Consider the following 13,356-nt stretch of genomic DNA (forward strand, 5'->3'; position numbering starts at 1 on the left):
TTTTTAGGAAGGTAAAAAAGGCTTTTGAAGAAAAAGAATAATACGATCCTAAAACCAGTTGCTCCATGGAATCATATATAACATGGCTAAAAATGCAATAGCATAAAAAATAGCCAGTGTTTTGAATTTAGGAGTTGAGGTTAATTTCTTTTTGTGTTTAGAGTATCCGATGGTAATCAGGGTGATGACCAGAATCATAGTAAAAGGATGCTCTACATTGTATAATCGCAGCATAGGATCTTTCATGATTTCTCCTACTTTATGGGTTCCTGAGAACCAAACAACAAGTGGAGAGACAAAAAAAGTAATGATTCCTAATACCAATTGTAGGTGTGTTACGATTAAGGCAAATAAAGAAATTCTAAAATCTTTTGGTTGATACTCTCTTTTGCTAAAAAAACCAGAGAGCGCATTTATAGTTGCTAGTGTTACGATAATAACTACTAGGTATGCCCAGTAAGAATGGGCACTTTGAATTACGCCGTACATATTTTATAATTTATAGTAAAATAAGTATCAAAGATAGGTATTATACATAAAACAAGCCCCACTTCTATCAGAAGTGAGGCTTGTTTATTTTTATTCTTTATTAGAATTAAAACTTATATTTCAAAGAACCGTTAAAAGTAACACCGTTCGTGTTAATGAAACCAAAATTGTCGGTTTGCTGAATTCTAACTTCGTCAAATACGTTGTAAACATTTCCGCGGAAAGTCAATTGACTATTATCGAAATTAAAGTCATATGTCAATCCTAGATCTGTTAGAGAAAATGGCTTTATTTTTCCAATATTTTCTGTCTGTAAATTAGCGTCATTGAAATCAATGTCATTCATATAATGCTCTGCATAATAGTTGATATTTGCATCAAAAGACATTCCTTTAACTAGCTTAATTTTTGTTCCAAGTCCTGCAGTAAACTGAGGAGCGGTAGTAACTTTTACTCCTGTAATATCAACATCAGATTGTGTAGATATCAATTCGTTTGTATCGTCATTGTACATATCTCTGGTTACTTTTCCATCAAATTTCCAAGATGCTCCGGAGATGTATCCTCTTAGGTTCATCCAGCTGGTAGCTTTGTAATTAAGGTCTACCTCTACTCCGGAGTGTATCTGTGTGATTCCTCTATCAAAGAAGTTTACGTTCACATCATCAGAGTTGTTATCAGGAGTGTTGTTAGGATCGATAGTACCACTAGAGAGAATTACTCGATTATCCCATTTTGTGTAGTATGCATTGAAGTTGATCTGTAAGTTTGCTACTTTTATTTTATATCCAGATTCGATTCCAATGATATCTTCGTTATCTACTTCTGGTTGTACTAAATCATTAGACCTTCTGATGTTTTGGAAAACATTGTCTAAGAAAGGTTGTCTAGAGTAGAAACCAGTATTAAGGTAGATAGTATGTCCATCAACAATGCTGTATCCAAGCCCTCCTTTAAGGTTATATCCGATTTTGTTTAAACCTTCAGAATTCCCAACAGCTGTAAATCTACCTTCTCTTTTGTATGATTGATTAGATACTGATGCTTGTAAGAAAGAGCTGAACTTATCTCCTGCATATTCTATTTGAGAGAATAATCCTTGGTAATTGATGTTTTCAGAATAGTCGTAATCGATTCTTTGGTCTTCTTTGGCAAAATTAAATAAGGCTGCCCATGGGTCTGCTTTGTATGTTTCTGTTACTACAGCACCATCAGGGCGGTCGTTACCCCATCCATTTAATCCATATAAGTCTACTACCTGACGGAAGTGATCTCCTCTGTATAATCTGAAGTCTACTCCGACATTCCAAGAAACTTTATCAGATAGGTCAGTAGTAAAGTTAGAGATTAACCCATACCATTGGTGATTGTTTACAGAAGCTCTTCTGATATAGTTTCCTTCTTCTTCTCCTCCGTCTAAGATAAAATAATCACCAGAGTTTCCGATTCCATCAGGGTCTAATGCATTTTGTTGCTCGATTGCATAGTAATTTAATTGACCAGCATCTGTTCTGACTCTTCCGTCTCCTCTTGGACCAGTTCCTCCTCCTCTACCCCAAGAAGCATATAGTACAGAAGATAAAGAGGAATTGTCAGTAATGTTCCAATCCCAACTTAAGTTTGTTACAGGTTTGTGGTAGAAGTTTCTTCTTTCAGAATCAATATTAGAAGAATACTCATTGTTAGCAAGTCCTTCTGTGAATCCCCAGTGCTGGTTAAACTTTGGATTTTCTTCTAGCGTACTTCTTCGCTGAGACCATCTTTGTCCGTGAGCTTGTGGAGCTCCTGTGATTAAGAAGTTGAATGAGTGGTTGTCATTTGGTTTGTATCCGGCAGAGAAGTAATAGTTTTGTCCTTGTCCGAAGGTTCCTTCTGCCCATTTTCTATGAGATTGCCAGTAATCTAATAAGACAGAAAAAGCCCAACCATTATCACTTAGACCGGTATCATATCCGATAGTCCCTTTGAAATAACTGTCATTTCCTCCTAGGAATCTAGCAAAACCACCTTTGGTTCTGTCAGCGGCTTTCATTACTATATTCACAGTACCTCCTACAGAAGAGATTGCTAATTTAGAAGATCCAAGACCTCGTTGTACCTGTACTGCATTGGCAATATCAGTAAGACCAGACCAGTTACTCCAGTATACACGACCATCTTCCATACCATTGATGGGCTGTCCGTTTAGAAGGATGGCAGTATTTGTATCGTCGAAACCTCTTATATATAAGGAACCATCACCAAAACCAGTCTGGTTGGATACGAATACAGAAGGCGTACTTTTTATAATTTCTGGTAATTCAACATTTCCGACAGCTTTTTCTTGAATCTCTTGCTCTGTTACTGTAGAAACTGCAATAGGAGTTTTTCTGTCTTCTGCAAGGTCAATAATTCCTGTGCTAACGATGATAACCTCGTCTAATGAGTTATCAGGAGATATTTTTATAATTCCTAAATCAACATTTCCGTTAGATACATCAAATGTGATGTTTGTGGAAGCAAATCCCACATAAGAAATGTTTAATGTACCTGTTGAATTCGTAGGTTTGATAGAGAATTTACCGTCAAAATCAGTAGAGGCTCCATTGGAAGTTCTTACTTCCAGTATATTGGCTCCCGGTAGTGGCGCATTTGTAGATGCGTCGTGTACTATTCCTGTAATTGTACCTTGTGCGAACATCCCGATGACAGGGGACAGGAGAATTACAAAAAATAAAAAAGTAACTTTTTTCATTAGTATAAAATTGATGTGAATTGTTTGTAGCAAAAAAACAAATCTTTGATCGGCTCTGTTTTATCAAAACGTTAAGAAATATGCTGTATTCTTTTACGGTTTTAGAGTAATACAGAAAGGTGATGTACGGATTTTATTTTTTTGCCTGGATTTATTGAATGTTTGTTAAATGTATCCTTAATTTATATATTCAGTTAGTAGGTTTGTAGTAGATTGGTCGTGCTTATTAACTGTTTTTGTGTTGATTTCTTGTTCTATTCTTATAGCCAATTGTTTGCCTAACTCTACGCCCCATTGGTCGTAGCTGTAAATGTTCCATATAATACCTTGTGCAAAGATACGATGTTCATACAAAGATACCAATGCTCCAATGCTTTTTGGAGTCAATTTGTTGATTAATATGCTTGTAGAAGGCTTGTTTCCTTTGAAAATTTTATAGGGGATTAATTTCGCTATCTGTTCTTCAGGTAAGGTTGTCGTATTTAGTTCTGAAGAAACTTCTTCTGTACTTTTTCCATTCATTAAAGCTTCTGTCTGAGCAAAAAAATTAGCAATTAGTTTATCTTGATGCTTTTCTTCCTGAAATAGAGATTCTTTAAATGCGATAAACTCAGTAGGAATTAATTTTGTTCCTTGATGAATCAGTTGGAAAAAAGCATGTTGCGCATTCGTTCCTGTTGCCCCCCAGATTATAGATCCTGTTTGGTAGCTTATAGGATTTCCATCTCTGTCTATGCTTTTACCATTACTTTCCATAAATGCTTGTTGCAGATATGCAGGGAGTTTATGAAGGTATTGTGAATATGGAATAATTGCTTCTGTTTCTGCTTTAAAAAAGTTGTTGTACCATATACTGATCAAAGCTAAGATCACCGGGATGTTTTCGTCAAAAGGACTTTCTTTGAAATGAGTATCCATCTCAAAAGCACCTTCTAGTAAAGCATTGAAATGGTGATATCCTATAGATAGGCTTATTGATAGTCCAGCGGAGCTCCATAAAGAGAATCGTCCGCCAACCCAATCCCACATTGGGAAAATATAATGCTGGTTTATACCAAAAGAAGTGGTGTTTTCTGTATTGCAAGAGACAGCCACAAAGTGGTGAGAAATATCCTCTGTAGATGATTTTTGTAAAAACCATTCTTTGCAGGTTTGTGCGTTGGTGAGGGTTTCCTGAGTGCTAAATGTTTTGGAAACAACAACAAATAAGGTAGTCTCAGGGTTGAGTTTCTTTAGTGTTTGTTGTACATGGTCTCCGTCTACATTGGATATAAAATGAGAAGTTAGGTGATTCTGATAAAATGCTAATGCTTCAGTAATCATATGAGGTCCCAAATCAGATCCTCCAATTCCGATATTTACAATATCTGTAAAAGCTTTTCCAGAATAGCCAGTGTTTTTACCAGAAATAATGGCTTCAGTAAATTCTTTGATTTGTGATTTTACTTTTTTTATTTCTTGTGTAATGTTTTTTCCATCAACATGTATTGTTTTATTTGCAGGAGTTCTGAGGGCTGTATGTAATACAGCTCTTTTTTCTGTTTGATTTATAGGTGCTCCACTGAAATAGAGGTTGATGGCTTCTTTTAATTTTGTTTCTTCAGCGAGTTGAAGGAGTAGTTTTTTTGTAGTAGCATCTATTCTGTTTTTAGAATAATCGACGAAGAAATCATTCCATTTAATGGAGAGTTCGTTAGCTCTGTTTTTATTTTCTTTAAAGAAGGTAGTAAGATGTGTATCTTTTATGTTGTCAAGATGTTTCTGTAACGCTTTCCAGGCAGAAGTTTTTGTTGGGTCGATTGAAGCTAATGACATTTGATACGGTTATAAGATTTCTTCTTCATCAAAGGTAAGGCTATCTAATTTATTTTTGAAGGGTTCTATGTGTTTAAAAAAAGCAGGGCGTTGTGCTTCGGGAAGAGGTTTAGAGGTAGGAAGTTCTTCTCGTAGCGGATCGACCTGTTTCCCGTTTTTCCAAAAGCGATAGCAAACATGAGGTCCAGAAGTATTTCCGGTCATTCCTATATATCCAATGACGTCTCCTTGTCGTACATAGTCTCCGACTTTTACTGCTTGTCTACTCATGTGTAGGTATTGAGTGTCATAAGTGGCATTGTGTCGTATTTTGACATATTTTCCGTTTCCTCCTTTGCGCTCTGATTTGGTGACGATTCCGTCTGCAGTGGCTAAAATAGGAGTCCCTATTGGGGCAGCAAAATCTGTCCCTCGATGTGGTCTTATTTTATTTCCGTAGAATTTGATTCTTCTCTTAAGATTAAATCGAGAGGAAATTCGGCTGAATTTTACAGGAGCTTTTAAAAAAGCCCGACGTAAGTTTTCTGCCTTCTGATCAAAATAATCGGCGGTGTTATGAATCGTGTCGTCTACAAACTGATAGGCATAGATAGGTTTGCTTCTATGTTCGAAATAAGCAGCTTTTATTTCCCCAATTCCTGCAGGAATGGTATCGTCTATAAATTTTTCGGTATAGATTACTTTAAAACGATCCCCTGCCTGTAATCGAGTAAAATCAATAGTCCAGGCATAGATGTCAGCCATTTTATAAGCGACTAAAATACTTAGGTCTTTATCGTCAAAAGTTTTTGAGAGATTACTCTCAATAACTCCTGAGGCTGTTCTCTCTACTACGGATACCGGTTTTTCTTTCTTCTGAGCAATAATACTATCAGTAAAATCGACCACAGTATATTCTATTTTTGAGTTTTGATAAATGAATACCTGTGCTTTTTCTGTTGTGTCTTTAGATTTTAGTAGGGTGTAAGGTTTTCCTGCTCTTATTTTAGTGACATTAAAGGTGTCTTTAATAGCATTGGTAATCTGAAATACACGTCCTCTTCCTATACCGTGACTATCCAGAATGGCTCCGAAACTATCTCCAGACTTTATAGTGTCTCTAACAACTGTGTAGTCGTTTAAATTATATCCGAATTCTTTTATGATTCGGGGAGCTGTGGCAACAGTTGCAGGAGGGGTTATTTTTTCTTCCTTTTTTTCTTTTTGACACGATGAACATATAACTGCTATAAGCAGTAAAAGGCAACCTAATCTATTCAAATTACTATTTTTTTTGGGGGTTAAACCTGTGGGTTACCCACTGTTTACCCCAATTCTCTTTTTCCTCTTGGGTCCAAAGATCGGGAAAAAACATAATTCTTTGAAAACTCGGAGGTAAAAAACTTTTCCAATTGGTTCCTCCGGTAGCGATTAGTTCTCCTTTGTTTTTATTCAGATATCGATAAGCAGCTCCTATATGCATTAGACACCATTCTATATTCGCATTGACATCATATTTTTTTAATTCTTTTATAAGAAGAGGGTTGTTTCTCTCTTTTTCGGGGAGTTGAAGGTATTTATGGTATACAGTGTTCCCCTGAACCTGATGTGCAATTCTCATCATTCTGGGAGTATATCTGTATTCGAACTGTTTTAACGTTAGGGTCTTTTCTCCTGTTTCGGAATCAGTGGCTCCGGATTTCCAATACAGGTGTTCGTATAACTCTTCTAAGGAATCTTCTGATGAGAGTTGTTCTCTTTTATTCGTATTTACCAGATGGAGTAAAGGAGCAGAGTAAATTTCAATAAGTCTGAATTGTACCGATTGGAATCCGCTGGCAGGAAGTAGTGACATTCGGTATTTTAAAAATTGCTCTTTGTCCATTCCCTTAATCATTATATCAAAGGAGTTGATCAGCACTCTGAAGTATCTGTTAATTCGTTCTAGTTTTGTGGTGAAAAACTTAGCTGTCTGAAGTTTATCATCAATAATTTGTTTGAGTTCGTGAATGATTAGCTTAAAATGAAGCTCTGTTATTTGATGGTAGGTGATAAAAATTTCTTCGTCCGGGAAATGAGTTCTGGGAATTTGTAAGCTTAGTAATGTGTCCAGATGGATGTAATCCCAGTATGTGAGATATCTGTCATAAAGAAGACCATCAAGGTAAGAGCCCAGATCTTGTCCGGAGTTTCTGAATTTTTTTTCGAGCTGATGTATTTTTTCAGCAATTTCGGGTTTTACAGATTCATTCATTTAATCTACAACTATTTTGAAAGGGTGTTTGAGACCTTTAAAAGCATCAAGGTCTGCTTGTATAGATCCTACTAAAATGTCTGCTTTGATTTTTACAGGCATTCTGTTATCGTCGTCACTTATCCATACAGTTAAGCTCTCTTCTTCTTTGAAAACTCTTTCTGCCTGGACATAGGGTCTGAATTTAAGACATTTTATTTTGCCCATTTTGGTTTTGATGGTCTCTCGACCTAGAAACTTGAGCTTAAACTTGTAATTTTCATTATCAAAAAACATATTGACATACTTCTCGTCTCCTTTTTTTAGAGAAGTAATATCAATGTTATTTCTCAGATAATAAAAAGAAGACATCATATCCTGAATATTTGATTTGGTATGAAATGTTTTTTTGGTGTTGTATTTTTTGTCAAAAACGAAAGCCTCATTTTTGGTGTGATCAAAATTGATTTCTATATCTTTTGTATGACCTCCTTCATTGATTTTTCGAATAAATCGGTAAGGAGATACTTTATTGCGGTCAATATAGGTTTCGTAATAGTCCTCTACTTTGAAAAAAAGACTTAAAACTCCAGAGGACTTTCCTGTTCCTACAACATGGTATACCGGTTTACTGTTCAGGGTTTCTGCTTTTACTTCCAGTGTAGCGTAGCTGGCAGTGAATATTCCATAATGTATTCTGAATCGAAACCATTCACCGGCATCAAACGATTTGTGTACTTCTTGTGCATGAGAGAAGTTGGAAGCGAGTATAAGGAGTATGATAACTATTTTTTTCATAATCATTAGAGGTCTTGATTAATTAATCGTTATGTGTTTGACTACCTGTTTGCAATATCTATTCCAAAAGTAATGTTTAATCCTTGTGATAAGAAAGTAATTCGGTGTTAAATGTATTAAAAAATAAACAAAAAAAGAGAGCCACCACAGCTCTCTTCTGTTTTTATTAACCAACTAAAAACTTAAATTATGAGAATAATTGTTGTTTTTGTATAAATGGTAACCAATCCACTTACATTTGCAAAATTCAACTTTTTTTAAATATTTATCAATCGAAAACGTTTTTTTATTTCAATTTTAACAAAAAATTAAGCCAAATTCGACAATTCAACAATATTCACAATGCTTTAACAAAAATGCTTCGAATATAAAATCATTCGATGCATAGGGTTGTTTAAAGTGTTCCTCTGCTTTCTTGTTCTCTTTCTATAGCTTCGAATAGCGCTTTAAAGTTTCCTTTTCCGAAAGACTGTGCTCCTTTTCTTTGGATTATTTCGAAGAACATTGTTGGGCGATCCAATACAGGTTTTGTAAATATTTGTAACAGATATCCTTCATCGTCTCTGTCAATAAGAATTCCCAGATCTTTTAATGGTTGTAAGTCTTCGTCGATTTCTCCAACTCTGTCTAGTACAGTATCATAATAAGTAGCAGGAACAGTAAGGAAATCAATTCCTCTTTGTTGTAATTGAGTTACAGTTTCTATGATATTATCAGTTGCTACAGCAATATGTTGTACTCCAGCACCATTATAAAAATCGATGTATTCTTCGATTTGAGATTTTTTTCTTCCTTCAGCAGGTTCGTTAATAGGGAATTTGATACGTCCGTTCCCGTTACTCATAACCTTACTCATCAATGCAGTGTACTCTGTAGAGATATCTTTATCATCGAAAGACACAAGTTGAGCAAACCCCATAACATTAGCATAAAATTCACACCAGGTGTTCATCTCATTCCATCCTACATTTCCTACCATATGGTCGATATATTTTAACCCGGTATCTTGTGTTTTGTATGGTTTATCCCAGGCTTTGAATCCAGGAAGAAATGCTCCTTTATAATTCTTTCTTTCGATGAAAATATGGACGGTTTCCCCATACGTGTGGATTCCTGATCGTACTACTTTTCCGTGTTCGTCTTCTTCGGTAACAGGTTCTAAGAAAGGCTTGGCTCCACGTTTTACAGTTTCTTCGAAACTCTTAGTCGCATCGTCTACCCATAGGGCTACCACTTTTACTCCGTCTCCATGATCATTAATGTGCTTGTTTATAGGACCGTCTTGTTTTAAAGGAGAGGTTAGTACAAGGCGAATTTTTCCTTGCTGTACTACATAGGAAGTACTGTCCTGATTTCCTGTTTCTAATCCCGAATAAGCAACGGGTTGAAATCCCCATGCAGTTTGATAATAATAAGCAGACTGCTTTGCATTGCCTACGTAAAGTTCTACATAATCTGTTCCTAAAAGAGGTAAGAAATCTTCTGCCTCTGATACTATTTTTTCTAAATCCTGTGGTGTTTTATTTGTTGACATGTTTGTTGCTTTTATTTTGTTTTTATGAGTAATTATAATACGGTGCAGTATTCATTGATTGTATTTATGAATACATTGTTGATCTAAAAACCTACCACATAGCTCTTAGATGCGGATAAATATGTATGTCGATATTAAACATAGGTATATAAATTACTCTAACCAAGATTTATAGTATTTTTCATCTGCAATACCCATGGCTTCTTTCGTAACCATTAAGGGTTTGAAGGTGTCTACCATTACTGCCAGCTCGTCAGTTTTGGTTTTTCCAATACTTCTTTCTGCTGCTCCCGGATGTGGACCGTGGGGAATTCCTGCAGGGTGTAAGGATATGTGACCAGCATCAATATCATTTCTACTCATAAAATCACCATCTACATAATAGAGAACTTCGTCACTATCTATATTGCTGTGATTATAGGGAGCAGGAATGCTTTCGGGATGATAGTCGTATAGTCTTGGTACAAAAGAACAGACAACAAAAGTATCTGTTTCGAATGTTTGGTGTACTGGTGGTGGTTGATGAATTCTTCCTGTTATAGGCTCGAAATCATGAATAGAAAAAGCATACGGGAAATTATATCCATCATATCCAACAACATCAAAGGGATGTGTCGCATATATCATATCAAAAATTTCATCTTGCTTTTTAACTTTTATTAAAAAATCTCCTTTTTCATCATAGTTTTCTAATTCATAGGGCGCTCTGATATCTCTTTCGCAAAAAGGAGAATGTTCCAATAACTGTCCAAACCAGTTTCTATATCGTTTCGGAGTGTAAATAGGACTTCTGGATTCTACAATAAATAGACGGTTATCGGTAGTGTCAAAGTCTAGTTTATAAATAGTACCTCTGGGAATAAGGATATAATCTCCATATTTGAAATCGAGATTCCCAAGGTGACTTCTGAATTTACCACTTCCTTTATGAATAAATAATAATTCATCAGCATCTGTATTTTTGTAGAAATAAGATGTTGTTGATTGTTTGGGTGCCGATAAAGAAATGTGCACATCACTATTGGTCAATACAATTTTACGACTTTCCAGATAATCATTTTCTGGAGCGATCTTAAAACCGTGTAAACGGTATGATTGAATATTGTTTTTTATAGCAATTTCAGGAGCGACATTGTAGCTTCCTGATATTTCTTTTACTTGTGTTGGGCGATGATGGTGGTACATATTTGTAGCCATTCCATCAAAACCAATTGTTCCAAAAAGTTGTTCGTAATAAAGGTTTCCGTCAGGTTTTTTGAATATGATATGACGTTTATGAGGGATGTTCCCTAATTTGTGGTAAAAAGGCATGATATAAAAGTTTACAAGTTTAACTAACTATTTGTTTTAAATACAGGAAATAAAACAATGCCTCACTCAGGGTTTCTTTTGATGAGGTAGTGCAGTAGAAGTAGTAAATTTTGCCAACTTGATTTCATGGTGTTACAAATATATAAATATTTTACAAACTATACTCAAAACCAAAAACCTACGCTAAAATACCATTGGCTTTCTTTTAATTCAGGTGAATATGAATGTTTTACCTGTACGGGACCGGCAAAGGTGTCTATCCCATATCCAATAGCAAAACCAGAATAATCGATAGGTAAAGAAAAGACTTCTTTAGCACTACTGAATATTTTATCTCCTACATTGGCAGCATTTACAGAAAAATTCAAATGATTTTTTTTAGCAAATTCATAATCTAATGTTAGGAGTCCCTTTAGGAAACTTTTGGTTGTAAAAGAGATATAATCATATCCGTATAAAGGAATAAGATTATTAATTGTCTGCGCACCAAATCCTCCAAGAGCAAAATCAAGAGAAGAGATGTCGGTACTTCCTATGAATGATCCTGCTTCTACTTGCACATTCATAGAGAGTTTGGAAAAAAGAGGAGTGGCATACCCAAATTTGCTTTTTAAAATAGAATAGGGTTTAAAATCCTTTAAGAATAAAAAGTCTACATCAGAGACAAATAGGTATGTATGGATATCTGAGTCGAATAAGAGCCCTTTTGAAGGGAAGTATTTATTGTTGTACGTGTCTAATTTTAGATAACTAAACAAGCTCCAGTAATTTGTATTGTCAAAAACGGTTCTTGGGAGTTGGTTCTCGTCAGTTCCAATGGTCTCGGATACAATTACAAGTCGTTTAGCCTCTCCTCCGATTCCCAAAGAGAGGTTTTGATTAAGAAGTGTTTCTGCATATACTTGAGTATTGAAATCTGTATAGTCAATATCCACGGTGTTGATCCCGATTCCTGATATATCAGTATATTCTTTAATAAAATCAAAAGGAACCGTTTTTTTTAAGGTGTTAAAACGGTGTTTGATTCCTACACTCCAGTAAAAACCATTATCAATATAGTAATCGAGATTATACCGAATATTGTCTCCTAATGCCAGGTCAAAAGAAAGTACATCATTATTGAAGAGTATTTTTTTTCTGGTTACATTAATAAGAGCTGCAGTTTTGTATAGGTTGTCATAATGTACAGCAAAGCGCAACAGCATTTTGTTTTCACTTTCTTTTAGATCTAAAGATAGGGTGTTGTCTGTCAGTTTATGGTTGATTCTGTCAAAATTCCCCGTGGCAGATAGGTTATTGAACCCCTGATTAAGTTTGTTGAATGTAGTAGTAGAGGGAGTTTTTAATTTCAATTTTCCTTTTATATAAGCTCGGGTATATTGTTTATTCCCTGTTATAGCTAAGTTTTCTATTCTCAGGGAATCGGTTCCTTTGGGAATGCTTATGCTAGGCTTTTTTTTGCGACGTTGTTGTTGTTTTATTTGTTTTAGTTGCTCTAATTTTCGCAATGCAGCTTTTTCTCCATTGGCGATAATAGCATCGCGCTGATCAAAAGATAAAATAGAGAATTGTTGTACATCGGGCTTAATGTATATATCAGTAGAAGATACTTTGCCTTTCATATCTTTGATGGTTCTGAAGTTGCTGATTTGCAGCATGATATTAGCTACAGAGTTAAGGTTTTTTCTGGACATGAGGCTGTCTTGCACATCTACTCCAATAACAACTTGAGCTCCTTTTTTCTTAATTTCTTTTATGGGATAATTATTCGCAACCCCTCCATCTGTCATCAGGATACCATTTAATTCTACAGGGTCGTAAACAGAGGGAAGTGCTCCACTAGCAGAAACGGCGTCAGGGAGGTATCCTTTATCCAAAAGCACTTGTTCTCCCGTTTCTAAATTAGCAGCCATACAGAAAAAAGGAACCGGGAGTTTGTCAAAATCTGTAATATGACTAACGTGAGAAGTAAGTTGTGCAAATTGATTGTATAAGTTTTGTCCTTTAGATAAACTTTTTGGGAGACCAATTTTAAACCGATCAAAAGGAAGAGAAATTGCATATTTTTCGGCATCTTCTTTTTCATAAAAAGTTTTGGCTTCCCGGGGAATATTATCCTGAATCAGCATATCAAAATCCACAGATCGAAAAATAGAATCGAGTTCTTTGGCATTATACCCTGCAGCGTATAGAGAGCCGACAATAGCTCCCATACTGGTGCCTCCTATGTAGTCGATTCGTATACCAGCGTCTTCTATGATTTTTAAAGCACCAATATGAGCTAGTCCTTTTGCTCCCCCTCCACTGAGGACAACACCGACTTTTAGATCGTTTTCTGTCTGAGTACTGTCATTGGGTATGTTTAATGAGAGATCTTCTTGTGAGAAGCTTAAAAAAGGGACTACTAGTAGAACAATCCAAATAAGTGCTGATAGTGTTGTTTTTAGTAGTGACATTAGTACG

General features: G+C 35.6%; 9 protein-coding genes. All 9 read right to left on the bottom strand.

Annotated elements, in window-relative coordinates; all coding sequences use genetic code 11:
* Positions 1 to 48 precede the first annotated feature (48 nt).
* Positions 49 to 489, bottom strand: coding sequence for a hypothetical protein (locus tag ACFSTE_RS00675; RefSeq protein ID WP_176028060.1), 441 nt, complete (start codon positions 487 to 489; stop codon positions 49 to 51).
* A gap of 106 nt (positions 490 to 595) precedes the next feature.
* Positions 596 to 3,223: a TonB-dependent receptor gene (locus tag ACFSTE_RS00680; RefSeq protein ID WP_176028059.1), complete on the bottom strand. Its 2,628-nt coding sequence runs from the start codon at positions 3,221 to 3,223 to the stop codon at positions 596 to 598.
* A gap of 177 nt (positions 3,224 to 3,400) precedes the next feature.
* Positions 3,401 to 5,038, bottom strand: a complete 1,638-nt coding sequence (gene pgi / locus ACFSTE_RS00685; RefSeq protein ID WP_378257933.1) for a glucose-6-phosphate isomerase — start codon at positions 5,036 to 5,038, stop codon at positions 3,401 to 3,403.
* A 9-nt stretch (positions 5,039 to 5,047) separates the two neighbouring features.
* A complete protein-coding gene (locus tag ACFSTE_RS00690; RefSeq protein WP_176028057.1) occupies positions 5,048 to 6,298 on the bottom strand; it encodes a M23 family metallopeptidase in 1,251 nt (416 codons plus the stop codon).
* Between the two features lie 4 nt (positions 6,299 to 6,302).
* Positions 6,303 to 7,271, bottom strand: a complete 969-nt coding sequence (locus tag ACFSTE_RS00695) for a tryptophan 2,3-dioxygenase family protein (protein ID WP_176028056.1) — start codon at positions 7,269 to 7,271, stop codon at positions 6,303 to 6,305.
* Entirely contained in the window at positions 7,272 to 8,048 is a 777-nt protein-coding gene (locus ACFSTE_RS00700; protein ID WP_176028055.1) for a DUF3108 domain-containing protein, read from the bottom strand.
* 394 nt (positions 8,049 to 8,442) lie between these two features.
* Positions 8,443 to 9,582, bottom strand: coding sequence for a 4-hydroxyphenylpyruvate dioxygenase (gene hppD / locus ACFSTE_RS00705; protein WP_378257936.1), 1,140 nt, complete (start codon positions 9,580 to 9,582; stop codon positions 8,443 to 8,445).
* A 153-nt stretch (positions 9,583 to 9,735) separates the two neighbouring features.
* Entirely contained in the window at positions 9,736 to 10,893 is a 1,158-nt protein-coding gene (locus ACFSTE_RS00710) for a homogentisate 1,2-dioxygenase (protein WP_176028053.1), read from the bottom strand.
* A gap of 164 nt (positions 10,894 to 11,057) precedes the next feature.
* Entirely contained in the window at positions 11,058 to 13,349 is a 2,292-nt protein-coding gene (locus ACFSTE_RS00715) for a patatin-like phospholipase family protein (RefSeq protein ID WP_176028052.1), read from the bottom strand.
* Between the last annotated feature and the right edge of the window lie 7 nt (positions 13,350 to 13,356).

Origin of the sequence: Aquimarina hainanensis, assembly GCF_042684685.1 — a bacterium.
GTDB lineage: Bacteria > Bacteroidota > Bacteroidia > Flavobacteriales > Flavobacteriaceae > Aquimarina > Aquimarina hainanensis.